The organism is Neisseria subflava (genome assembly GCF_024205745.1).
In the GTDB taxonomy this organism is placed as follows: domain Bacteria; phylum Pseudomonadota; class Gammaproteobacteria; order Burkholderiales; family Neisseriaceae; genus Neisseria; species Neisseria flavescens_B.
In genome coordinates this window covers 621,697-644,355 of record NZ_CP073117.1, presented here as the reverse complement: position 1 = coordinate 644,355, position 22,659 = coordinate 621,697, and the positions used below count along the sequence as shown (strand labels likewise).

Below are 22,659 nucleotides of genomic sequence, written 5' to 3'. Positions count from 1 at the left end.
TTTTTCATTAGAAATGAGAGGGTGGTATCTTACGACCAATAATAAAAACGGTTGTTTAATGTGAATAAGAAAGGCCGTCTGAAAATGTTCAGACGGCCTTTTTCCAATTAAAACGGGATACAAAATCTCATCTCAATCTATGTTGCGAACGATTATTTTGCAGAACTGCTGACTTGCTTCATCCAGGCAAACAGTTCGTCCAAGTCATAATCGCCGCCGTGGCCGACATCCCAAGGCAGGGCGTAGTCGACGGTTTGGCCGTTGTTTTGCAGTTTGGCGGCTAAGACGGCGGAGACTGCCAGTGAGGTGTCGCGGTCGTTGGTGCCGACGCGGATGCGCCAGTTTTGCGGTAGGTTCGCCCCCGGTTTGCCGATGTAGTTGAGCGGGTTCATGATTTTGATGGTTTCTTCATCTGCGATTTCTGCGTTGGCGGCGGTGTTGTGTTGCATGGAGAACGCGGTGAAGTGGCGTTTGTCGACGGTATTGGTACCGAAGAGTTGGTTTTCGCCTGCGCTTAAATCTACGCCGTCAAAGGCGGGCGGTGTTTTTTGGCGGCCGGCGGCTTTGGCGTAGGCATCAAAATCGACGGAGACGACTTTGCCTTTGCGGACGGTCAGCCAAGTGCGGTCGCTCAGGTCTTTGCCTGCATCAAGCTGGGTTTGTGCGGATTGGGCGAGCAGGCCGGCAATATGGTTTTTAAAGCTGCCGTTGCCTTGGGCATTCAGCGTCAGTGGTTTGCCTTCGGGGGATTTCAGGTTCAGGCTGTTGAGATAGGCGGGGTATAAGGGTTTGAGGAGGTTGGACAGTTTTTTCTCGTCATCGGTCAGCGTGCCGGCGACCAGCTCGCGTTTGACGCGGTAGTCGAGCATGGAAATGTTCATTTTTTTGTAGTCGTTAACGCCGTTGAACTGCCATTCGTAAGCCATGTCGGCATGATCCAAGTCGGTAATTGGGCAGTAGGCGGATACGGCGAAAACTTTGTCGCTGCCGTCTGCCGCACCCAATGCTTTCAGATATTTTTCGTAATCTTTTTGGTCGGCTGTTGCACCTAAGAGAGCGGACATCGCGCCGCCCGCGCTTGTGCCGTTGGAAATGATTTTTTCAGCATCGCCGGGCATAACTTTGTCGTTGGCTTTCAGATAGCGGACGGCGGCTTTCAAATCGACAATGGCGGCAGGTGCTTTACCGGTGGATTCTGTCCGGCCGCGTGCGCCAGGAGAGGCGACGACGTAGCCTTTGGAGAGGGCAACCAGGGCGGCGTTGGGCGATTTTTGGCCGTCTTCAGGCTCGCCGCGTTTGCCTTCCAAAGCAGGTTTACCCGGTTCGGCAGGCATATAACCGCCGATTTGGTTGGGCAGGAAAATCGGTGCGGTTTCAGCATTGAAACCATCTATCTCGCCGCCGTTGTAATAGGCTTCGGGTACATAAATATTGATGATTTCGTAACGGGTATCGACAGGATTGCGGACGTAAACCACGCCCTCGTAAGCGCGGAATTTGACGGCTTGACCGTTTACTTCGATGCTTTGTTCGGTGTATTTTTGTTTGGAGAAGTCTAGGTCGTAGGTGTCTGCGGTTTTGACGGAAGCGCAGGCGCTCAATCCTAGCGCGACAGAAACGGATAAGAGGGTTTTGTTCAGGGCGTTCATCATCATACTTTCTGAAGAGGTGAACGGATATAATAACCAATACCAAGGCCGTCTGAAACACCAAGTCGGGTTTCAGACGGCCTGATTTTTTTGTAACGTTATGCGGTGTTGTACATTACGTTGGTAAAATAATATCGGTTTGAATTTTATCTATTTGATAAATATGAATTTAATGAGACATTATGCCTTAAAAAATCTATTGATTCGGTATCTGTAAAAGTTTGAATCTGTCTTGTAAATCAGTATGCAGGACAGGCATTTTTGCTTTATTCACAGATTGGTTCTGCTTGTCAGAACGTTTTGCTCAATTCGACAAACATTCTGGTTTTGCCGTATTCGTAGAACTTGTCGTTGCTCCATGTTTTGTTGTGGGCAATGGTCAGGCGCGGGGTGATGCCTTTGAAATGGAGGGCGCGATGCCATACGCTCAGGGAGGCGGAAGCTTCTTTGTCGCGGCGGTTTTGTTCGTTGCTGAAGAAGCTGGGGGCTTGGTAATGGCGTTGGGCGGCGCTGAGGCGTAGGACGGTGGAGAGGCCTTTGGGCCATTCTTGTCCCCATGTGGTGCGCAGGGCGTAGCGGTTGAAGCTGTCGCTTTTGTCGTCGCGGTTGCGTTCGCGGTAGAGGTCGATACCGGCTACCCAGTATTGGCGCGCGTTGCGGTAGTACACGATGGAGTTGCTGAGCAGTTGGCTGGTGTTGTTGGAATGCTCGCGGCGGCCGTTTTTCAGACGGCCTGCTTCAAATGCGCTGAGGGTTTGCAGCTTGGGTTGCCACCAATGGTTGTAGTGGAGGCGTGCGCCGTTGGTGTAGGTGTAGGGGTCGTTGCCGTAGAAGCGGCGTTCATGGAACGGGGTCATGCCGATATCGTTGCGCTGGTCGGCATAGCCGATGCCTGCCGAAAAGCGTGTGGTGAGGTCGTTGTAGTTGGTGTGTTTGGGATAGATTTTGCCGTAATGGTCTGCGCCTGCCGTGGCATAGAAGCCGCGGGGCAGCGACCATTTTTTTTCTGCGCCGATTTGGTAATGGATGGCAGTGGCATCGATGGGTTCGGGGAATGTCCAGCCTCGGAAGCAGTCGTCGTCGGGATAGGCAAGGCGCACGGCGCGGCATTGTTCATCGCTCAGGTGGTTGCCCAGACGGCGTTGGCCGGGGGCTTGGTTGATGTTTTGTTCGCGCGTGATGTTCAAGCCGACGTTGAATTGCCATGAATCGCGTTCGCGCAGGGCTTTGCGATAGGTTTCGATGCGTTCTTGCAAGGCAGGCGGGAGGGATTCGGTTTGCAGTTTGTCGAACTGGTTGGCCGCGGCTTCGTTTTGTTTGTCTTCAAACAAGGCGGTCGCAAGCTGCCAGCGGACGGCGGAAGCGTCGGGCTGCTCGGCGATAAAGCGGCGGTAATGGCCGATGGCTTCGGCGGCGCGCCCTTCGGATTGGGCAAGCAAACCTTTGGCATAGCGTGCCATGGCGCGGTCGTGTTCGGGCCATTGTTCGTAAATGGGCAAAACGGCCTTGATGCCGGGGTGTTGTGGGCGACGACGGCGGAATACATGGCGCGTGCCAGTAATTCTGTGTTGGCAAGCAGGGTGTCGGCATCGACGTTAATGATTTTTTCAGACGGCCTGTTTGTCTGCTCGGCAGGGATGTTGTGCGCTTCGGGTTGTTGGGGTTCGGCAGTGTTGACTTGAAGCTCGGGTTTTACATCAGGCGGCACATCGGCAGCGTGAAGGGAAAGGGGAAGGATGGCGAGGAGGAGCAGACGTTTTTTCATGGCAATGTTGGGGATGTTATCGGTATAAGTGGGCAGATTGTACAATGTTTTGAGTCACAAATTTTGCAAACCGATTGCCATTTTATCTGATAAAGACGACAAAAGGCCGTCTGAAACCCGATGGGATTTCAGACGGCCTTTGTTTGCGAATCGGATTTAGTTTTTGTCCAAGTCCAAATCGGCTTTGTATTCGATACGGCCTTGGCCTTTGTCTTCGATGGAAACGTCCAGCTCTTGTTTGCCGCGTTTGAATTTTAGATCGGCATCGTCGTGTTTGATTTCAGACTCAACCACATGGAAACCTTTGCTGCGCGCGTGGGCGATCACTTTTTTGGCCAGGGAAGGAATGGAATTGCGCTGGCCGGAAAGTTCGGCTTCGTATTCAAATTCGCCGTCGCCTTGATGATCGGCTTTGATGGTGTGCGCGCCATCCGGACGGTAGATTTCGGAAGGCAGTGGGGAGGCGAATGCCGTGGCGGAGAAAAGAGCCAAAATGCCGGTGGCCAGTAACGATTTTGCTTTGGTCATCGGTTTTCCTTTCTGAAAAGGGTTTTGAGAACGAAATCATCTTATCGGCATGCCTGAGGGGCGGCAAGCGGATAAACCTGATTTTACGCGCGGCTACATGATTTGTTTGGAGGGCGTTGATTCTTTGCTTTGGACTGGTGTTTGCTTGCAGAAAAATGTTGCTGGAAAGACTTAGCCGAGGTGGAATAATTCGTCGCCGTGCGCCTTCAGCCATTGTTCAGCTTGGTCGACATGCGGCGTGAGCGAGTGAGTCAGAGCCCAAAACGCAGGGCTATGGTTGGGATGGCGCAGGTGGGCGAGTTCGTGCAGGCAGACGTAGTCGGCGACATATTCGGGCGCGCCGATGAGCCTCCAGTTGAGGCGGATGCCGGTGGTGTGGCGGCAAACACCCCAGAAGGTTTTGGCGTTGGAAAGGGAAATGGCACTCGGGGTCAGGAGGGTGGTTCGGATATGGCCTTCGAGGCGTGGCAGCAGATATTCGTGCGCACGCTCGTGTAGGAAACGGCGCAAATGGGTGAGTTGGGCGGCGTTTTCTTTTTCGGGCAACAGGATTTCAGACGGCCTGATTTGGATGTGGTTTGCCGTGTGGACGGACAAGGTCGTCTGAACGCCTTGATACCAAATCCATTCGGGAAGCGAGTCGGTGGGTGTTTGTCGGGCCGGTGTTTTGTTTAAGGTACGGCGCAGGATGGCTTCGTTGTCGTTCAGCCATTGGGTAAAGGTGTGCTGGGTAACAAACGGAGGGATATTGATGCTGACGGTATCGGCGGAAACGGGGCGCAAGATGAGGTTTTTCTTGGCGCTGCGTTTGAGTTGGATATGAATAGTGAGGCCGTCTGAAAGGGTGTGGGTATGGAGGCGTGGCATGATGTTGTGGGAAAGATTGGACGGCATGAAAAGGGCGGGTATAGCGGCCCACCCGATGGAATGATTTATTTGGTTTTGGGCGCGAACGGGCCTTGTCCGGTAATCAGGGGCTGTTGGCTTTCGATCCATTGCTCGCATTGGGCCATGAGTTCGGCTTCATTGTCGTTGTTGTGGGCAATGGGTTTGCCGATGATGACGCTGACTGTGCCGGGGTATTTGAGGAAGGAGTTGCGCGGCCAAAACTCGCCGCTGTTGAGCGCGACGGGGACGATGTCCATCTCGAACATTTTTGCCATGCGCGCGCCGCCGAGCTTGTAGCGGCCTTTTTCTCCGGGCGGCAGGCGTGTGCCTTCGGGGAAAATGGTAATCCAATAGCCTTCGTTTTTACGCGCAAGGCCTTGTTCTAAGAGTTGTTTGTTGGCTTCGCGGCTGTTGCTGCGGTCGATGCCGATGGTTTTAACCAGCTTCAAGCCCCAGCCGAAGAAAGGGATTTTGAAGAGTTCGCGTTTGGCAACATAGACTTGCGGCGGAAAAATCTCTTGCAGGGCGAGGGTTTCCCAGCCGCTTTGGTGTTTGGCGCAAATGATGGCAGGGCGATCGGGAATGTTTTCCGCGCCGCTTAAGGTGTAGTTCAAACCAATGATGTGCTTGAGCGACCAGTTGAGGATACGCACCCAAACTTGCGCCATTTTGTGCGCGCCGCCTTGAAAGGGCAGGGCAAGCAGCATAAAGGGGAACAGCAAAATAATGCTAGAGGAAAGGATGAACCAGTAAATCAGGTTGCGGATAATCAGCATATCGGGGGAAAGTCAGTCGTTTGAAGGCCGTCTGAACACCGTTGTCGGCTGGTTTCAGACGGCCTTGTCGTTTATAGGATGGCTTGCGCGGCTTCTTCGATTTGTGTGTTTTCACGCATGATGTATTGCGAGAAAGCGAGCAGGTTGTCGAAGACTTGGGTGTGTTCGGGCAGTTCTTGCTCGTGTTGGGCCAGCGTTTTTTTGCCTTTGCCGGTCAGGACGAGAGCGGATTTGCCGCCTGCGGCATCAATGGCTTGCAGGTCGCGCAGGCTGTCGCCGACCAGCCAGGTTTCGGCGGCATTGGCTTTGAAGCGTTCGATGATGTCGATAATCATGCCGGGTTTGGGTTTGCGGCATTCGCAGTTGTCGACGGCGGTATGCGGGCAAAACCAAATGCCGTCGATGGTGCCGCCTGCTTGAACGGCAAGGCGGTGCATTTTCGCGTGCATTTCGGTTAGGTCTTGCACGGTAAAGTATTTGCGGCCAATACCGGATTGGTTGGTGGCCACGGCGATGGTGTAGCCAGCCTGCGTTAAAAAGGCGATGGCATCCATGCTGCCTTCGATGGGAATCCATTCGTCAACGGATTTGACGAAATCGTCGCGGTCTTGGTTGATGACGCCGTCGCGGTCGAGGATGATGAGTTTCATGGTGTGGGCTCTTATTTTTCTGCTTTCAAACTGCTTTTCCATTTTTCAAAGGCCGTCTGAAAAACGGGTGTCAGTTTGGCGAAGGTTTCCGGGGTGTTTTTGACGTGGTAGAAGCCGCCGAGCGAGGGCGTATCGAGGGCGAGGACGTAGTCTTCCATAAATGCGCCGTAGCCGTCTTCTTCGTCGGTGTAGTAGAACTCGGTAAACCGTTGGCCGAGTTCGGTAAAGTCGTCCGCCGTCAATGCGCCGTCCATGTGTTTGAGCAGGAAGTGCCGTCCACTGATTGTGCCTGCAGTCATGGCGGCGAAGTCGGCTGCGGTTTCGGGGGCGGTTTGCCAGACGGGATTGACGAGGCCTGCCTGCGCTGCCCACTGCCAGTACATGCCGATATGGGTGGCGGCGTTTTCGGGCGGGAGCTGGTCGGGATAATCTTCGTCGAGATGGAAGCGGATATTGTCGTACATGGACGGTGTTTGTTGGGAGAAAGGGGGTATTGTAGCGGAAAATAATGAATTAGGCCGTCTGAAAGAGGGTGTTTCAGACGGCCTTAAGGGAATTTAACCTTTAAATACGGGAACAAGTTCCATTTGGCTCAATATTTGGGCGGCAATGTTGATGATGCCGAAGAGGAAGACCCAAACCATCAGCCAGAATCCGCCGTAAACTTTGTAGTTTTTGCCGACGCCGAATTTATGGCGCGAGCGGTAGAGCAGCATGGCGGGGATGATGCCTGTCCAGATGGTGGCGGCCAAGCCGACGTAGCCGATGGCGGTAACGAAGCCGGTAGGGAAGAGCAGACAGGAAATCAAAGGCGGCAGGAAGGTCAGGGCGGCGGTTTTGGTACGGCCGGAAATGCTGTCGTTCCATTTGAAGATATCGGCGATGTAGTCGAACAGGCCGAGCGTTACGCCGAGGAAGGACGTTGCAATCGCCATGTAGGAGAACAGGGTCAATACTTTGTCCATATTGCCGGTTTGGGCGAACTTGGACAGCGTTTCGATCAGGACGGAAACTTGGCCTTCGGCGGCGATAACCGGTGCGAACTCGCTGCGCGGCAGGTTGCCTTGGATGGCGATTTGCCAGAGGACGTAAATCACCAAGGCAATCAGCGTACCCGCCCACAGGGATTTGGCTACTTTGGGTGCGTCGCCTTTAAAGTATTTGAGCAGGCTGGAAACGTTGCCGTGGAAACCGAATGACGCAAGGCAGACGGGTAGGGCGGTGGCGACATAAATCCAGTAGCTGGTGCCGGCAGGGGCTTGGGTATCGAACAAGATAGGCATTTTGGCATCGGCAATCAGGCCGCCGGTTGCCCAAATAAAGGTCAATACCATGCCGCCGATGAGGATGCTGGTGAAACGGTCAACCAAGCGTGCGGATGCCCAAACGCAAAAGGCGAGAATGCCGAAGAAGACGAGTTGGCCGACAGTGAGCGAGATTTCGCTGCCTACCGCGTTGCCGATGCCTTTGGCGGTCAGGTCGCCGCCGACGAAGATGTAGGCGTAGGTGAGCAGGTATAAAACGAAAGCGACGGCAACGCCGTTGATGACGTTCCAAGCCGGGCCGAGCAGGTCTTTAACCATGGTGTCGAAGCTGGCGCCGTGCGGATAATGGGTGTTGACTTCCAAAATCATCAGGCCGCTGGAGAGCATGGAAAACCAGGTGTACAGCAACACGGCCAGCGAGCCGGTAAACCATACGCCGGATGTGGCGGTCGGGTTGGCAAGCATGCCTGCGCCGATAACCGTACCGGCGATAATCATCGCGCCGCCGAATAGGGAAGGGGTTTTGGTTGACATTGTTTATCTTTCTTCTAGAAATGCGTGGCTGCCATTATGCCGTAAAGTGTAAGAAAAGGTAAAGCAAAGGCCGTCTGAAAACCCGATTGTCGTTTTCAGACGGCCTTTGATGTGTATAAACGCAACTGATTAAATCAATTTTCGCAGTTTCAATTCGTTTTTCAGGTAGGCGTAATAAACCGGCGCGACGATGATGCCGCCGATGCCGAAAATGCGTTCAAAGACGACCATCGCCACCAGCAATTCCCATGCGCTGGATTCGATTTCTGAGCCGATGATTTTGGCGTTGAGGAAATATTCGAGTTTATGGATGACAACAAGGAAAACCAGCGAGGCGAGTGCGACGTAAAGCGATGCGCCGAGGCTCAAAATAATGATGATGGTGTTGGAAATCAGGTTGCCCGCCACCGGAATCAGGCCGACGATAAAGGCGACGATCAAGACGGTTATTTTAAACGGCAGGTCAACGCCGAACAGCGGCAAAACCAAGTAGAGGTACAGGCCGGTCAGGAAGGTGTCGATCAGCGAGATTTTGACTTGGGCGAGGAACACGCGTTCAAAGCTGGTTTCAAAATTGACGATGCGCCGCATCAGTTCGGCTTTAAACAGCGGCATTTTGTGGCGGTTTTTGCGCATTTTCAGGCGGTGGAAACTGAGCATGGCGCCGATGATGATGCCGATGAGGATGTACACGAAGGATGTGATGCTGTTTTTACTGATACGGGTCAGCGCGGCGCGGTATTCTTCAATCAGCTTGATCGCCGAGGCTTTGATTTCGGCCATATTGTTAGGCAGCATATTGAGAATGGCCGCAGGCAGGTCTTGGCTGTTTTTGGTGTCTTCCAAAATCGCCGCCAGCTTCGCCAGCATAAAGCCGACATGGCCGCCGTGTATCAGGTGGTAAATGCCCAAAGACATCATCGTGATGATGCTGAACACGATGGCCAGCGTCAGCGTGGTGGAAATCAGGTTGATATTGTGCGCGTTGAGCGATTTATGCAGCCGCGTGTTGCGTGGTAAAACGCGGCGGCGGAGTTTGAGGATCACGCCATTGGTGCGCGTAATAAAGATATAGGTCAGGATAACCGACAGCAGCAGCGGCAGAAAATGGTAGTGCAAGACAATCAGCAAAGCCAAGCCCATCAGGATATAGGAAGCGTTGCGGAAAGTCGGGTTGTCGGAGTGTGAAGAGAGTAAGGACATGTGAAGCCAATAAGGTAAAAAGCAAAAAAAACAGGTCAGGCCGTCTGAAAAACCATGTTCAGACGGCCTAACTTAATGACAGCGATTAATCGTGCAATGAGGCCGCGTGTACCGTGTTTTCCAACAAAGTGGCAATTGTCATCGGGCCGACGCCGCCGGGAACGGGCGTAATCATGGACGCGCGTTCTTTGGCGACATCAAACTCCACGTCGCCGCACAGGCTGCCGTCGTCCAAGCGGTTGATGCCCACATCGATAACGACTGCGCCGGGTTTGACCCATTCGCCTTTAACGAAATTCGGAATGCCTACGCCGACCACCAAAATATCTGCGGCCGCAACTTCATCGGCAAGGTTTTGCGTGGCACTGTGGCAAATGGTTACCGTCGCGCGGGACAGCAGCAATTCCAATGCCTGCGGGCGGCCGACAATATTGGACGCGCCGACGACGACCGCTTTTTTGCCTTTCGGGTCGATGCCGTAGGCTTCCAACAAAGTCATCACGCCTTTGGGTGTGCAAGGGCGCATCAGCGGCATTTTGACGACCAGGCGGCCGACGTTGTAAGGGTGGAAGCCGTCTACATCTTTATGCGGCTCGATACGTTCCAAAACCGCTTGGCTGTCAATATGAGCCGGCAGCGGCAGTTGCACCAAAATACCGTCGACGGCAGGGTCGCTGTTCAATTCGTCCACCAGTTTCAGCAAATCGTCTTGCGTGGTTTCAGACGGCAGCTCATAAGAGCGCGATTCTATGCCGCTTTTTTGGCAGGTCAGTTTTTTATTGCGTACATAAACCGCACTGGCAGGGTCGTCGCCAACCAATACCACCGCCAAGCAAGGCGTGTGCAAACCTTTTTCCTGACGCGCTTTTACCGCCTGCGCGACCGCCTCGATGCGTTGCTGGGAGATTTTTTTTCCGTCTATAAGTTGTGCAGCCATGATTTTTTCTCCTAAATAGGGACAAATATTGCGTTTAAATTATCGCATTTTTCAGACGGCCTGACACAAAAGAGTGGGCCTGATTACGAAATATAAAAATAAATAACGATTAAAAATAACAAGATAATTAAAAAATGAAAAAATAAAGCAAAGTAAGTGTTGACCGGGTTGAAAAGGGTCTGTATAGTTCAGGTCTTCAGTCGGGGCGTAGCGCAGCCCGGTTAGCGCATCTGCTTTGGGAGCAGAGGGTCGTGAGTTCGAATCCCACCGCCCCGACCACAAAATTCTTCGCACGAATCGGCATGAGCGCCCGTAGCTCAACCGGATAGAGCACCGACCTTCTAAGTCGGGGGTTACAGGTTCGATTCCTGTCGGGCGTGCCAATTTTTACGGTGGCTGTAGCTCAGTTGGTAGAGCCCTGGATTGTGATTCCAGTTGTCGTGGGTTCGAGCCCCATCAGCCACCCCAGATGAAAGCCTGCATATTGTATGCAGGCTTTTTTTCGTTTATACCCGAATTTTACTTCAGATTTAATTGGGTTTCAAAAAAGTATTTATCAAACCGTTTCATCATGGCATCGGCAAAAATGGCGTTTGCCGTGTTATCAAATGTCAATGAATACGCAATCAAGCCCGAATATTATACCGTTCGGTATCTTTTTATGGTGTTTCGCCGTTATCCTTTATAATACCCCGATTATTTTCTGTTTCATTCCCAAAGGAACCGCATCATGTCCGAATGGTCAGCTCCAGAATTTGAATCCAAAATCTGTCCGCCCGAAAAGCTGGCGGAGCGTTTGGCGGCATTGCCCCGTCCGCTGGTGTTTACCAACGGTTGTTTCGATATTCTCCATAGGGGGCATGTAACCTATCTGGCGCAGGCGCGATCGGCCGGTACGGCTTTGGTGTTGGCGTTGAATACCGATGCTTCGGTGCGCCGTCAGGGCAAAGGCGACGACCGCCCGATTAATCCTTTGGAAAACCGCGCGGCAGTGGCAGCGGCATTGGCCAGCGTGGATTTGGTCACATGGTTTGATGACGATACGCCGGCTGCGTTGATTGAAATGGTCAAACCCGATGTGTTGATTAAAGGCGGTGATTGGCCTGTGGATAAGATTGTCGGTGCGGCCGAGACGTTTGCGCGTGGCGGCAAAGTATTTTCGATTCCGTTTTTACACCAGACTTCGACCACCAAAACGTTGGCGAAAATCCGCGAAGCCGGAGGAGGCGAATGACGGATTTGAACAGCCGCCATTGGGCCTTGCTCGCCGCGCTTTCAGACGGCCTGCCGCAACACGTTTCTCAGTTGGCGCGTGTGGTCGGGATGAAGCCGCAACAATTAAACGGATTCTGGCAGCAGATGCCGGGCCATATTCGCGGTTTGCTGCGCCAGCATGACGGGCAATGGCGCTTGGTGCGCCCTTTGGCTGTGTTTGCCGAAGAATCTCTGCAGCAAATGGCCGGAAAACAGGGTTTTCGTGCGCAGTTGAAACACGAATGTTCGTCCAGTAACGATGAAATCATGGCTTTGGCGCGCCAGTCGGCGGACTTGGCGCATAAAGCCTTGTGTGTGGCGCATTTCCAAACCAAAGGACGCGGACGGCAAGGGAGGAGTTGGGTCAACCGACAGGGCGAATGTCTGATGTTCAGCTTGGGCTGGGCGTTTGACAAGCCGCAGTATGAGCTGGGTTCGCTGGCGTTGGTGGTGGCATTGGCTTGCCGCCGTGCGCTTGCCGATATTGGTTTGGACGTAAATATCAAGTGGCCGAACGATTTGGTTGTGGCCAACGATAAATTGGCCGGTATTTTGATTGAAACGGCGCGGGTAGAGAATAAAACCGTCGCCGTCATCGGCATCGGCATCAATTTTGTATTGCCGAAAGAAGTTGAAAACGCCACTTCCGTGCAGGCTTTGTTTCAGACGGCCTCTAAGCAGGGCGTAAGCGTCAAAACCTTGTTGAATGCGGTATTGGCGCAACTCGATGCGCTGTTGAACGAATACGCGCAAAACGGATTTTCGTCATGTGTCGGCGAATACGATGCCGCCAACCGCGATACGGACAGGCCGGTGTTGTTGCTTCAGGAAGGACGTGTTGTTCACGAAGGCGTGGTCAAAGGCGTGGATGCGCAAGGTGCGTTGCGTTTGCTGACGGACAAGGGCGAAAAAACCATTGTCAGCGGTGAGATCAGTTTGCGCCCGGATAACCGCCCGGCACAACCTGCCGCTGCGAAACCGGAACGCTTTTTGCTGCTGGACGGCGGCAACAGTCAGTTGAAATGGGCGTGGGTAGAGAACGGCATATTTTCCGAAGTCGGCCGCGCGCCGTATCGTGATTTGACCCAGCTGGGCGAAGAATGGCTGCAATTTGCCGATGATGATGTGAAGATTGTCGGTTGCGCCGTGTGTGGTTCGGTAAAAAAAGCGATGGTTGAAGAACAACTAACCCGTCCGGTCGAATGGCTGTCTTCCATGCCGCAGGCTTTGGGTATCCGCAACCATTACCGCCGCCCTGAAGAACATGGCTCCGACCGCTGGTTTAATGCGCTGGGCAGTCGCCGTTTTACGCAAAACGCCTGCGTCGTCGTCAGCTGCGGCACCGCCGTAACCACCGACGCGCTGACGGAAGACAATCATTATCTCGGTGGCACCATCATGCCCGGTTTCCACTTGATGAAAGAGGCGATGGCGCTCAAGACCGCCAACCTCAACCGCCCCATCGGCAAGGTATATCCGTTCCCAACCACAACGCCGAACGCCATTGCCAGCGGCATGATGGATGCCGTTTGCGGCGCGTTGATGATGATGCATGGCCGTCTGAAAGACAAAACGGGCGGAGGCAAACCGGTCGATATTATTATCACGGGCGGCGGCGCGGCCAGAGTCGTGCAGGCGCTGCCGGAGTCATTTGTTCATGACAATCAAGTGAAAATCGTCGATAATCTCGTGATTCACGGGCTCTTGCATTGGATTGCCCATCGCAACGGACAATAAAAAGGAAAACGCATCATGAAATGGCTGTTTGCGGTCTTGGTCGCACTCAACATCATTGTTTTTGGTAGCATGGTTGCCTATCGGACACAACATAAAACTGCCAAACCCGAATCTGCTTTGGAGGGCGGTACGCACGAATTATTGCGCCCGTCTTCTTTGGACGCACCCAAAGCCGAGCCTCAGCAGGCATCGCAACCCGATTGGGTGGTGGTTGAATCAGACGGCTTGATTATGGCCGAACCTGAATCCGAAGAAGCGGAAGCCTTGCGTAAAAAACAAGAAGCGCAGCAGTTGAAAGAGAAAAAAGAAAAAATGCGCCGCGAGAAAGAGGCGCAAGAGCGTCGCGCCGCCGAAGAAGAGATAGGCGAGGCCGGCGTGGAACGCTTGTGTACCAGCAGCGCCACCGTGGTGATGGATGAAGACGATTACCACCGCATCAAAGGCCTGTTGGGCAAATGGCCTCATGCGGCCAGCCGCAGTATCGAAAAACGCAACGGCGCATCCGGTGGTGAGACTTCTTCCAAAACCTTCCGCGTGGTCTTGCCAGCCGACGGCGACATTTCTGCCCAGCTTGATGCCTTGGGCAGCCACGGCTTTAGCGGCAGCATTCACAACGGCGAAATCAGCATTGACGTAACACGCAGCCGCTCTTCCGCCCAAGTTTTGATTTCACGCTTGTCCAGCGCAGGTTTCGGCGGCGCGCGTATTGTCGAACAGGAAGACAGAAGCGCGCCCGATACCGGTTTGAGCGTGGCGCGTATGACCGTGGTCTTTATGGCGGTTGACGAGCGCGATGCCCAAGACATCAGAAACATTGTCGGCCGTTATGGCAAATTGAACATGAAAACCTGCCGATAATCAGGCCTGTTCGGTTTCAGACGGCCTGATAAGCAGCCGGCAAAGCCTGATAAACCGAACGCCACAAAACACGAAACCCACTGTATCGGCAGTGGGTTTCATGTTTTTCGGTTTTGAGTATCTGATATAAAGGGGAACAGGTATGTTTCGTATATGCGCACTCCGAGTGTCAAGAGATAATGGGGAAGAGGGGGATAAAATCTGTCGTTTAATGGCTCGGATTAGGACGTCTTCCGAGTGGTTTTGATTATACGCTAATAATAACTATTATCAATAGCAAAATTGAAAAAATAAGAGATTTTGCTGTAATATTTTGTTTTGTATGGAAATTAAATTGTGGTATTGGCTTTTCCATGATTGAAAAGGCCGTCTGAACGTCAAATAAACAGGCTGGTTGAAATAGAGTAAGGCAAACATTTCACCCTATCTTTCAGACGGCCTTTTGATTTGTTTCAATCACTCATAAACCCAAGCAATCAACATATCCAAAGCCATATAAAATACCGTATAATCAAGGCCAGATTAACTTTGCCTGCTTGTCGGGCCGTCTGAAGAATTATGCAACAAACCTACGCCGCCGTACAGCGAGATTTGCTCGAAGCCAACCATCTTTCCCCCGATTTGCTCGCCCAAAGCCTGAGCATTATCGGCGCCAACCATGTCGATTATGCCGACATCTATTGTCAGCGCACTGCCTATGAAAGTTGGCATTTGGAGGAAGGCATCGTCAAATCGGGCAGCTTCCAAATTGATCAGGGCGTGGGCGTGCGTGCCGTTTCGGGCGATAAAACTGCTTTTGCCTACGCCGACAGCCTGTGTATCGATTCGATCAACCGCTCTGCCAAAGCCGTGCGCGTGATTGGTGCGGCCGGTGGCGAGGCTAGTGTCAAAGTGCCGACACCTGCCTACGGCAAGTCTGTCCACATGGCGATTGACCCTATTGCCAGCCTTGATTCCGCTGCCAAAGTCGCGCTGTTGAACAAAGTCGAAACGCTGGCCAAAGCCGCCGATCCGCGTATCGTGCAAGTGATGGCCGGTTTGACCTGCGAATACGACATGGTGTACATCGCCCGTCTGGACGGTAAACACGCTGCCGATATCCGCCCGATGGTGCGCATGAACGTAACCGTCATTGCCAAGCAGGGCGAGCGTCGCGAGCAGGGCAGTGCAGGCGGCGGCGGACGTTATGATTTGGCGTATTTCGATGAAAACTTGGTGCATCGGTTTGTCGATTCTGCCGTCAAACAAGCCTTGACCAATCTTGAATCCCGTCCTGCGCCTGCCGGCGAGATGACCGTTGTGTTGGGCAACGGCTGGCCGGGCGTGTTGCTGCACGAAGCGGTCGGACATGGTTTGGAAGGCGATTTCAACCGCAAAGAAACCAGCGTTTTCTCCGGCCGAATCGGCGAGCGCGTGGCCGCCAAAGGCGTTACCGTTGTGGACCAAGGCGATATTGCCGACAGACGCGGTTCGCTCAATATCGACGACGAAGGCAACGAAACCCGCCGCACTGTATTGATTGAAGACGGTATTTTGGTCGGCTATATGCAGGACGAAACCAACGCCCGCCTGATGGGCACGCAATCAACCGGCAACGGCCGCCGCGAAAGTTACGCTTCTGCGCCTATGCCGCGCATGACCAATACCTTTATGGAAAACGGCGGCTATGAGCCGGAAGAAATCATTGCGTCCATCGACAAGGGCATTTACGCCGTCAACTTCGGTGGCGGACAAGTGGACATTACCAGCGGCAAGTTCGTGTTCAGCGCATCCGAAGCGTGGTGGGTGGAAGGTGGCAAACTGCAATACCCTGTCAAAGGCGCGACCATTATCGGCAACGGCCCCGAAGTGCTGAAACATGTTTCCATGATAGGCAACGACACCGCGCTCGACAGCGGCATCGGTGTCTGCGGCAAAGAAGGGCAGAGCGTTCCTGTCGGCGTCGGACAACCGACCCTGAGGATTGATGCCGGACTGACCGTCGGCGGTAGCGAAATTTAAACGGCAGGCCGTCTGAAAGGTTTTCAGACGGCCTTTTGCATTAGGATAAAACCATGCAGGAACAGAATCGGAAATCAAGTTTTCCCATCGTGATGTTGCTGGTGTCGGTTGCCTTGTGGATCGCGTCTTTGTCCAATGTTGCATTTTATTTGGGCAATCATGAAAGCATGAAGGGTTTGACTGTTTTGATTTTGGGGTCGATATTTGCTTCTTTGGATATCAGGTATTGTGCGGCCTATGCCAATTATGTTTGGTTGGCGGCCATTGTGTTGCTGGCGTTGCGGAAGAAGGTCGTGCCTGTCCATGCGGCACTTTGGGGCTTGGCGCTGGTGGCTTTCAGTGTGAAAGCCGTACACGTCGATGAAGCTGGGAATACGGCGGATATCGTGCGCTACGGTGCAGGATTTTATTTGTGGTATGCCGCATTTGCGGTTGCCACCATCGGCACGTTTGCCGGAAAGAATAAGGAAAGAAAAGCCACAACGCTGGCAGATGGGACGAAAAATGACGCTTGATGAATGGTTGCGCCAATCGGCACTGCCCAAAAATGAAGCGCGGATGTTGTTGCAATATGCGCTGGGTTACACGCGTGCGCAGCTGGTGACACGCGGTACGGACGATTTGGCAGAATCTGCCCTGCAAACCTTGGAGGCTTTGGCACAACGTCGTCTGAAAGGCGAGCCGATGGCTTATCTGTTGGGCGAGCGCGAGTTTTACGGACGACGTTTTGCCGTCAATCCTCATGTGCTGATTCCCCGTCCTGAAACCGAGCATTTGGTGGAAGCCGTGCTCAAACGCTTGCCGCCGCAAGGCCGTGTGTGGGATTTGGGGACGGGCAGCGGCGCCATTGCCGTGACCGTCGCGCTTGAACGCGTTGATGCCGATGTTCGCGCATCCGACATCAGCGTCGGTGCTTTGGATACAGCCCGTCGAAATGCGGCCGAATTGGGCGCAAAAGTCGAGTTTGCGCAGGGTTCGTGGTTTGATACCGACAGGCCGTCTGAAGGCCGATACGATGTGATTGTTTCCAATCCGCCGTATATCGAGGATGGCGATGAACATTTATCGCAAGGCGATTTGAGGTTTGAACCGCAAAACGCGTTGACCGACTTTTCAGACGGCCTCAGCCATATCCGCCACATTACCCAAAAAGCTCCTAAATATCTGAAAGACAACGGCTGGCTACTGTTTGAACACGGCTATGACCAAGGCGAAGCAGTGCGGAACATTATGTTGGAGAACGGTTTTGCTGAAGTGGCAACCGAACAGGATTTGGCTGGATTGGACAGGGTCACGCTGGGGCGTTTGCCTGCTTAGCGGGCATGGTTTGTCGGAATATAAAAAAGGGCGTGTCGATTACGCCCTTTTGGTTTTCTGGTTTATCTGTTCAGACGGCCTGGTTTAACGCCAAGCAGCGACGAACTCCGCCCAGTGTTGTTTTTCTTCGGCTTGTGCGGCCAAATAATGTTTGATGCGTTTGATTTCGACTTCGTATTCGTCGGCATCGAGCGCGCCGCTCATCATGCGGAAGCGTTGATACATGAGATAGGTATTGGCGGCATCGGTTTCGCAATAGTCGCGGATGTCTTTCAGACGGCCTGCATGATAAGCGTCCCAAACCTTGCTGCCGTCCATACCCAGTTTGCCGGGGAAGCCGCAGAGTTTGGCCATATCGTCCAAAGGCACGCTGGCACGCGGTTGGTAGAGGGCGAGCAAATCCATCAGGTCGCAATGGCGGGTGTGGTAGCGGCTGATGTAGTTGTTCCACTTAAAGTCGCGGCTGTCGCCAAAGTCGCCGTCTCCCATGTCCCAATAGCGGGCGGCGCTGATGCCATGTATTAGGGCGCGGTAGTGGAGGACGGGCAGGTCGAAACCGCCGCCGTTCCAGCTGACGAGTTGCGGCGTATAGTTTTCGATGACCTCGAAGAACTTGGCAATCATGACTTCTTCGCTGTCTTCGGGATCGCCGATGGTGCTGACGCGGATTTTGTCTTGCCCCCAGCGCATACAGCAGGAGATGGCGACGACTTGGTGCAGATGGTGTTGCATAAAGTCGCTGCCGGTTTTGGCGCGGCGTTGCTGTTGGGCAAACAGGACGACTTCGTTGTCGGGCAAATCGGCTGGCAAATCGTAAAGCTGGCGGATGCCGTGTACGTCGGGAATGGTTTCAATGTCGAAGGCGAGTATCGGAGTCATGGCGTGATCGGGTTGGATAAGGGATGATGTCATTGTGGCATGACGGCGCAGATAAAAAAAGAGGCAATCCCCCACAGGATTGCCCCAATACCTCAAATCAGAGATTTACGCTTCACAAACAATACAGGCTTTCACCTGCGGCTTTACAGATGCAGCTCAACTCTGCATCAGTAAACTTTCATTTCGGGCATTGCACCGAAATCCTCTAAAATACCGCAATTTCTTGCAATATCAGAAAACTGCTTACAAAAGTATCTAAAACCGGCGAGGCCGTCTGAACGTTTTGTAATTTGATGTAGTGAAATTTACGCGAATTTTTACAGTTTGCCAAGTATTTTTTTCTGAAGGTCTGTTTCAGTATAAATTTCAGCTTTTGTCATATTTTTACAATTATATTTCATAATTATTTAAAAGTTAGATATTTATTTTATTTTTTTAAATTTTAATTTAATTTTATTTCATATTTTGAATGATTAAAATGTATTTTTTCAGATGAACTATTTTACAATATGTTGTTTTTAAAAGAAATTAAATTTAATATGTAAATGAAAAGAGTGTACTGGTCCCGATGTTTTCCATTTGAGAAAAAATATAGGGTTGTTTGAAAGTTTCAATCGCGATGAAAAAGTTGTTTTTAAAGCATTTAAAGCGGAATATTATTTGATTGTTTAGAATCAAACATGAATTTTGGTTTGATTCGATTAAAATGAAAAAAGCGGCGAAAGAAGGATTTTGCCGCTTTTTGCATATTTAAATTGTAATTTAATGTAGTCAATAAAAGCTATTTTCGCCTTCGGGACGGGTTTTGAAGCGTTTGTGCAGCCAGAAATATTGTTCGGGATGCTCGCGTACCCGCTCTTCGATGAAGTCGTTCATGCGCTGGGTGTCGGCTTCGACATTTTCGGTCGGGAAATTGTCCCAAGCCGGATAGAAGCGCAGGGTTACGGTATTGTCGGCTTCACGCGTGGGAATGGCGGGAATGATTTTGGCTTTGGTCATGCTGGCGATACGGCTGAGTCCGGTAATTGTGGCCGTCTGAATGCCGAAGAAATTGACGAAAATGGAATCGTTGCGGCCGAAGTCTTGGTCGGGCAGATAAAGAAAGGGCGCATCGCTTTTGCGCAGGTGTTTGATGATGGCGCGCAGGCCTTCTGTGCGGCCGATCAGGAAAACATTATTGTAGCGGTGGCGGCCTTTCAGGATTTGCTCGTCCAGGGCTTTGTTTTTTTGGTGCGAATACATGCTGGTCAGCGGTACATCCTGATTGAGCGTGTAAACCGCCATTTCAAATGCGGTAAAGTGCGGATAGAGGATGATGACTTTTTCGCCGGCGGCGAGGGCTTCGTCAAGATGGTGTTTGTCTTGATAGCGCACCAACGAGCGCAGCTTGTCCGCAGGTGCGTACCAGTAGAGGCCGTATTCGAGTATCAGTTTCGCCATGTGTTGGAAGTGGCGTTTGAGCAGGGCGGTGCGCTGGCTGTCGTTCAGCTTGGGAAAGCATTTTTTGAGGTTGACCTCGCCGACTTTGCGGCGCGGTTTGACTGCGTAATAAGCGAGAATGCCGACCGCGTCGGCAATCTTGTGCAACACGCAAAAAGGCAGTAGGCGGATGAGGTAGAGAAAAAGGAAGGCGGCTTTCATGAAGGCTCGCTGTATGTGGGCAAAGGGTTATTATAACCGAAAGGCCGTCTGAAAACGGGCTGGAACACGATTTCAGACGGCCTGAATGTCGGCTTACCATTGGAAACGGCCGCGCTTGACCTGCAGGCCGTCAGGGTTGAGTTGCGAAGCCAATCCGTGATTGCGCAGGGCGTGGGTGAGGGCGACGGCGAGTCCGTCGGCGGCATCGGCTTGCGGCGTGCCTGAAAGTGCGAGCATTTGGACAACCATATGCTGCACCTGCTCTTTGGCGGCCTTACCCTTGCCAACCACAGCCTGCTTGACCTGAAGCGCGGTGTATTCAAACACGGGCAAGTCGTGCATGACCAAAGCGGCAATCGCCGCACCGCGCGCCTGACCGAGCATTAACGTCGCGGCCGGATTAACGTTGACGAACACTTGCTCGATGGCCGCCTGATGGGGTTGATAGTGGCGGATGATTTCGTCGATATGGTGAACAATCACGGCAATGCGTTCGGAAAGCGACGCGCCGGTTGGCGTTTTGATACAGCCGGAAGCAACATAATGATGTTCGCGGCCGTGGACATCGATCACGCCGAAGCCGGTCACGCGGCTGCCAGGGTCGATGCCGAGAATGCGTGTGGGTTGGAACTGGGACATAGTGCGTGTTTAAAGTAATCGGTGTTTCAGGGCAGGCAGTCGCGTGCGCACGCTTTGCAGGCGCGCGGTATCCAAATCGGCACAAATCACGCCTTCGCCTTCCGGCAATGTCGCCAACACATCGCCCCAAGGATCAATAATCATACTGTGGCCGAATGTGCGGCGGCCGCTTTCATGCAGTCCGCCTTGTGCCGACGCGATGACGTAGCATTGGTTTTCCACTGCGCGGGCGCGCAGCAGCAATTCCCAATGCGCCTTGCCGGTAATGTAGGTAAACGCGGCCGGCAACAGCAAAACATCAAACGGCTGCTGGGCGCGGAAAAACTCAGGAAAGCGCAAATCGTAGCAGACGCCGGCCGCCAGCGGAACATCGTCCACGCTTAACTTCGGCACATCGCTTCCCGCCAGTATCGTATCGGCTTCGGCGTAGCGTTCGCCCAAACCGGAAAAGCCGAAAAGGTGCATTTTGTGGTAAAGCCCGATTCGTTTGCCGTCGCGGTCATACACCAGCATCGTGTTCATCACCTTGTCAGCGTTTGGGCTTTGCAACGGAACCGTACCGCCAAACAACACCACGCCGCATTCCCTTGCCGTTTCGCTTAAGGCCGTCTGAAAACGGGTGTGGCAGGTTTTGCCAACGCGTCCATCGTCCAAAGGTTCGGCAAATGCCAGCTTGTCCGTATCGTTTTTGCCCATCAGCGGCCAATACTCGGGCAGCAGCACCCAATCCGCCCCTTGTTCGGCCGCATCGCGGACAAGGCGCTTCATGGTGGCAATATTGGTTTCAGGTTCGGTGGACGACACCATTTGCACAGCGGCGGCGCGTAAAGAGCGCATCATCAAAACTCCTGTCAGATTTTGCAAGAATTGTAACTTGTTTACGCACAAGGCCGATACAATCGTCACACAATTCCTCTCCAAAAAAGGATAAACCATGAACTTGAAACTTCTCCTCACTGCCGCGCTTTCCACCGCCACACTTGCCGCACATGCCGACGTACAGCTTTACGGCAGCATCAAAAGCGGCATCGAAACCTCGCAAACCCGTTTCGGCGGCCAAACATACAGCCGAACCGCCGTTGCCGACCAAGGCAGCCACATCGGCTTGCGCGGTTCGCACCCGATTGGCGGCGGAACGAATTTTATTTGGGAAGTCGAACAAGACACCCCTGTCGGCAAAAGCGGATCCATCCGCCAAGACTGGCGCGAACGTCGCGAGAATTTTGGCCGTTAAAGGAAAGATTGGATAGTAAAGGCCGTCTGAAAAATCAGGATCACTGGTTTTCAGACGGCCTGTTTTTTATTTTGAGAATAATTATATAGTATATTTTAACTTGCTGTTTTTATTGTTTTAAATGACGAGTTGTGGGAGCTTGCATATACCTTTTTTCGTATTAAAGGATGTTTGAAAAAATAGAAAGGATTAAAATCATCTATTCTATGAAATTTATAGAAGCATAATAAAAGAACGGTTGTTTTTTTTAAATTTTATCTTTGAAATCTGATTAATAATTATTTATTAGTACTAAGTTTTCAAAATGGTGCTAGAATATTGTAATCAATAAAATGTAAATTTATGAGTTTTAAAAATGGGTATTGCTATAATGGGCTAAGTCATTACAAATTTAAGGAGTTTGACATGAAAAAAGTATTATTTCTTTCTATTTGCCTGTTAGGAACTGGTTCTTGTTTTGCTCAGGATTTTTCAACACTTTCTGTTTTTAAAGATACTATTAAGAAGTCAATCGATGAGAAAATATATACTCTATGCAATGTGGAAAAGTATGATCAGTTACATAAAATTGGAAATGAATGTTTGTATAGTTTATCTCTTAGTTTAGATAGTGCAATAAATAAAAGATATAAAGAATTGCAAATTAAAAATAAAAAAAATAAATTAGTTGAAAAATTTCCTTCAAATTATTTTTCTGAATTAAGAAAAACATATTCTGCTTATGAAGATGAAGCTTGTTTTAATCCATTAAGTGATATTACCGGTGGGTTAAAAAATTCTTATGATACAAAAGAGCTTGTTTGTGATGTGGAGCAGAAATTATTTCATATAAAAACATTAGAAAATTTTGATAAAAATATTTGATTTATATATTAATTTAAGGTTATGATGCAATTTGAAAAAA

21 protein-coding genes, 3 tRNA genes and 1 pseudogene are annotated in these 22,659 nt (G+C 51.7%); 11 read left to right on the top strand and 14 right to left on the bottom strand.

Translation table 11 applies throughout. The annotated features are described in order from the left end of the window. Positions 1-152 precede the first annotated feature (152 nt). The 10 genes and pseudogenes from KCG55_RS03155 to folD all read right to left on the bottom strand — a co-directional run bounded on the left by KCG55_RS03155 (position 153) and on the right by folD (position 10,195). Entirely contained in the window at positions 153-1,649 is a 1,497-nt protein-coding gene (locus KCG55_RS03155) for a subtype B tannase (RefSeq protein WP_254323627.1), read from the bottom strand. 290 nt (positions 1,650-1,939) lie between these two features. Continuing rightward, a pseudogene (locus tag KCG55_RS03150) lies at positions 1,940-3,414 on the bottom strand (surface lipoprotein assembly modifier). Positions 3,415-3,570: 156 nt separating this feature from the next. Further along, positions 3,571-3,942, bottom strand: a complete 372-nt coding sequence (locus KCG55_RS03145) for a hypothetical protein (RefSeq protein WP_004520945.1) — start codon at positions 3,940-3,942, stop codon at positions 3,571-3,573. A 171-nt stretch (positions 3,943-4,113) separates the two neighbouring features. Then, positions 4,114-4,809, bottom strand: coding sequence for a M48 family metallopeptidase (locus KCG55_RS03140; protein ID WP_254323626.1), 696 nt, complete (start codon positions 4,807-4,809; stop codon positions 4,114-4,116). Positions 4,810-4,874: 65 nt separating this feature from the next. After that, on the bottom strand, positions 4,875-5,606 hold the full coding sequence (locus KCG55_RS03135; RefSeq protein ID WP_254323375.1) for a lysophospholipid acyltransferase family protein: 732 nt from the start codon (positions 5,604-5,606) through the stop codon (positions 4,875-4,877). A gap of 71 nt (positions 5,607-5,677) precedes the next feature. Next, on the bottom strand, positions 5,678-6,256 hold the full coding sequence (gene gmhB, locus KCG55_RS03130; RefSeq protein WP_254323374.1) for a D-glycero-beta-D-manno-heptose 1,7-bisphosphate 7-phosphatase: 579 nt from the start codon (positions 6,254-6,256) through the stop codon (positions 5,678-5,680). A gap of 11 nt (positions 6,257-6,267) precedes the next feature. Next, a complete protein-coding gene (locus KCG55_RS03125; protein WP_254323373.1) occupies positions 6,268-6,720 on the bottom strand; it encodes a cell surface protein in 453 nt (150 codons plus the stop codon). A gap of 93 nt (positions 6,721-6,813) precedes the next feature. Then, positions 6,814-8,055, bottom strand: coding sequence for an aromatic amino acid transporter (locus tag KCG55_RS03120; protein WP_254323372.1), 1,242 nt, complete (start codon positions 8,053-8,055; stop codon positions 6,814-6,816). Positions 8,056-8,184: 129 nt separating this feature from the next. After that, on the bottom strand, positions 8,185-9,258 hold the full coding sequence (locus tag KCG55_RS03115; protein ID WP_254323371.1) for an AI-2E family transporter: 1,074 nt from the start codon (positions 9,256-9,258) through the stop codon (positions 8,185-8,187). 85 nt (positions 9,259-9,343) lie between these two features. Continuing rightward, positions 9,344-10,195, bottom strand: coding sequence for a bifunctional methylenetetrahydrofolate dehydrogenase/methenyltetrahydrofolate cyclohydrolase FolD (gene folD / locus KCG55_RS03110; RefSeq protein WP_003683785.1), 852 nt, complete (start codon positions 10,193-10,195; stop codon positions 9,344-9,346). Between the two features lie 201 nt (positions 10,196-10,396). Here folD and KCG55_RS03105 point away from each other — a divergent pair. The 9 genes from KCG55_RS03105 (at position 10,397) to prmC (ending at position 17,362) form a co-directional block, all read left to right on the top strand. Continuing rightward, positions 10,397-10,474, top strand: a tRNA-Pro gene (locus KCG55_RS03105). Between the two features lie 27 nt (positions 10,475-10,501). Next, positions 10,502-10,578: transfer RNA gene (locus KCG55_RS03100), tRNA-Arg, on the top strand. A gap of 9 nt (positions 10,579-10,587) precedes the next feature. Beyond that, positions 10,588-10,663: transfer RNA gene (locus KCG55_RS03095), tRNA-His, on the top strand. A 259-nt stretch (positions 10,664-10,922) separates the two neighbouring features. Further along, positions 10,923-11,429, top strand: a complete 507-nt coding sequence (locus KCG55_RS03090) for an adenylyltransferase/cytidyltransferase family protein (protein ID WP_254323625.1) — start codon at positions 10,923-10,925, stop codon at positions 11,427-11,429. Next, positions 11,426-13,186, top strand: coding sequence for a bifunctional biotin--[acetyl-CoA-carboxylase] ligase/type III pantothenate kinase (locus KCG55_RS03085; RefSeq protein WP_254323370.1), 1,761 nt, complete (start codon positions 11,426-11,428; stop codon positions 13,184-13,186). Before KCG55_RS03090 ends, KCG55_RS03085 begins: the two co-directional genes overlap by 4 nt. A gap of 15 nt (positions 13,187-13,201) precedes the next feature. Further along, positions 13,202-14,044: a cell division protein gene (locus KCG55_RS03080; RefSeq protein ID WP_254323369.1), complete on the top strand. Its 843-nt coding sequence runs from the start codon at positions 13,202-13,204 to the stop codon at positions 14,042-14,044. A gap of 558 nt (positions 14,045-14,602) precedes the next feature. After that, the gene (gene tldD, locus KCG55_RS03075) at positions 14,603-16,045 is read left to right on the top strand and encodes a metalloprotease TldD (protein WP_254323368.1); all 1,443 of its coding nucleotides are present in this window, start codon (positions 14,603-14,605) and stop codon (positions 16,043-16,045) included. 53 nt (positions 16,046-16,098) lie between these two features. Next, positions 16,099-16,560, top strand: coding sequence for a hypothetical protein (locus KCG55_RS03070; RefSeq protein ID WP_254323367.1), 462 nt, complete (start codon positions 16,099-16,101; stop codon positions 16,558-16,560). Beyond that, a complete protein-coding gene (gene prmC / locus KCG55_RS03065) occupies positions 16,550-17,362 on the top strand; it encodes a peptide chain release factor N(5)-glutamine methyltransferase (RefSeq protein WP_254323624.1) in 813 nt (270 codons plus the stop codon). The genes KCG55_RS03070 and prmC overlap by 11 nt, the downstream gene beginning before the upstream one ends. 84 nt (positions 17,363-17,446) lie before the next feature. Here the strand turns inward: prmC and KCG55_RS03060 are convergent, their stop codons facing one another. From KCG55_RS03060 to KCG55_RS03045, 4 genes are all read right to left on the bottom strand, one after another. Further along, positions 17,447-18,241 carry a 3'-5' exonuclease gene (locus KCG55_RS03060; protein ID WP_188209312.1) on the bottom strand — a complete coding sequence of 265 codons (795 nt, stop codon included), beginning with the start codon at positions 18,239-18,241 and terminating at the stop codon, positions 17,447-17,449. 771 nt (positions 18,242-19,012) lie between these two features. After that, complete coding sequence (locus KCG55_RS03055; RefSeq protein ID WP_283255530.1) at positions 19,013-19,897, bottom strand: lipid A biosynthesis lauroyl acyltransferase; 885 nt, start codon at positions 19,895-19,897, stop codon at positions 19,013-19,015. A gap of 78 nt (positions 19,898-19,975) precedes the next feature. Continuing rightward, positions 19,976-20,521, bottom strand: a complete 546-nt coding sequence (ruvC, locus tag KCG55_RS03050) for a crossover junction endodeoxyribonuclease RuvC (protein ID WP_219089025.1) — start codon at positions 20,519-20,521, stop codon at positions 19,976-19,978. Positions 20,522-20,530: 9 nt separating this feature from the next. Then, entirely contained in the window at positions 20,531-21,361 is an 831-nt protein-coding gene (locus KCG55_RS03045) for a carbon-nitrogen hydrolase family protein (protein WP_254323365.1), read from the bottom strand. A 94-nt stretch (positions 21,362-21,455) separates the two neighbouring features. On the opposite strand from KCG55_RS03045, the gene KCG55_RS03040 reads away from it, so the two are divergent. Both KCG55_RS03040 and KCG55_RS03035 read left to right on the top strand, forming a co-directional pair. Continuing rightward, entirely contained in the window at positions 21,456-21,755 is a 300-nt protein-coding gene (locus KCG55_RS03040; RefSeq protein ID WP_254323364.1) for a porin, read from the top strand. Positions 21,756-22,160: 405 nt separating this feature from the next. After that, positions 22,161-22,619, top strand: a complete 459-nt coding sequence (locus KCG55_RS03035; RefSeq protein WP_254323363.1) for a hypothetical protein — start codon at positions 22,161-22,163, stop codon at positions 22,617-22,619. The last annotated feature ends 40 nt before the right edge of the window (positions 22,620-22,659 follow it).

Excerpts from the sequence above, each read along its gene's own strand:
- KCG55_RS03155 (WP_254323627.1), bottom strand. The coding sequence starts at position 1,649 with ATGAACGCCCTGAACAAAACCCTCTTATCCGTTTCTGTCGCGCTAGGA.
- KCG55_RS03070 (WP_254323367.1), top strand. The coding sequence starts at position 16,099 with ATGCAGGAACAGAATCGGAAATCAAGTTTTCCCATCGTGATGTTGCTG.
- ruvC (WP_219089025.1), bottom strand. The coding sequence starts at position 20,521 with ATGTCCCAGTTCCAACCCACACGCATTCTCGGCATCGACCCTGGCAGC.
- tldD (WP_254323368.1), top strand. The coding sequence starts at position 14,603 with ATGCAACAAACCTACGCCGCCGTACAGCGAGATTTGCTCGAAGCCAAC.
- gmhB (WP_254323374.1), bottom strand. The coding sequence starts at position 6,256 with ATGAAACTCATCATCCTCGACCGCGACGGCGTCATCAACCAAGACCGC.
- KCG55_RS03140 (WP_254323626.1), bottom strand. The coding sequence starts at position 4,809 with ATGCCACGCCTCCATACCCACACCCTTTCAGACGGCCTCACTATTCAT.
- KCG55_RS03040 (WP_254323364.1), top strand. The coding sequence starts at position 21,456 with ATGAACTTGAAACTTCTCCTCACTGCCGCGCTTTCCACCGCCACACTT.
- KCG55_RS03125 (WP_254323373.1), bottom strand. The coding sequence starts at position 6,720 with ATGTACGACAATATCCGCTTCCATCTCGACGAAGATTATCCCGACCAG.
- prmC (WP_254323624.1), top strand. The coding sequence starts at position 16,550 with ATGACGCTTGATGAATGGTTGCGCCAATCGGCACTGCCCAAAAATGAA.
- KCG55_RS03120 (WP_254323372.1), bottom strand. The coding sequence starts at position 8,055 with ATGTCAACCAAAACCCCTTCCCTATTCGGCGGCGCGATGATTATCGCC.
- KCG55_RS03035 (WP_254323363.1), top strand. The coding sequence starts at position 22,161 with ATGAAAAAAGTATTATTTCTTTCTATTTGCCTGTTAGGAACTGGTTCT.
- KCG55_RS03060 (WP_188209312.1), bottom strand. The coding sequence starts at position 18,241 with ATGACTCCGATACTCGCCTTCGACATTGAAACCATTCCCGACGTACAC.
- KCG55_RS03080 (WP_254323369.1), top strand. The coding sequence starts at position 13,202 with ATGAAATGGCTGTTTGCGGTCTTGGTCGCACTCAACATCATTGTTTTT.
- KCG55_RS03085 (WP_254323370.1), top strand. The coding sequence starts at position 11,426 with ATGACGGATTTGAACAGCCGCCATTGGGCCTTGCTCGCCGCGCTTTCA.
- KCG55_RS03045 (WP_254323365.1), bottom strand. The coding sequence starts at position 21,361 with ATGATGCGCTCTTTACGCGCCGCCGCTGTGCAAATGGTGTCGTCCACC.
- KCG55_RS03135 (WP_254323375.1), bottom strand. The coding sequence starts at position 5,606 with ATGCTGATTATCCGCAACCTGATTTACTGGTTCATCCTTTCCTCTAGC.
- folD (WP_003683785.1), bottom strand. The coding sequence starts at position 10,195 with ATGGCTGCACAACTTATAGACGGAAAAAAAATCTCCCAGCAACGCATC.
- KCG55_RS03115 (WP_254323371.1), bottom strand. The coding sequence starts at position 9,258 with ATGTCCTTACTCTCTTCACACTCCGACAACCCGACTTTCCGCAACGCT.
- KCG55_RS03145 (WP_004520945.1), bottom strand. The coding sequence starts at position 3,942 with ATGACCAAAGCAAAATCGTTACTGGCCACCGGCATTTTGGCTCTTTTC.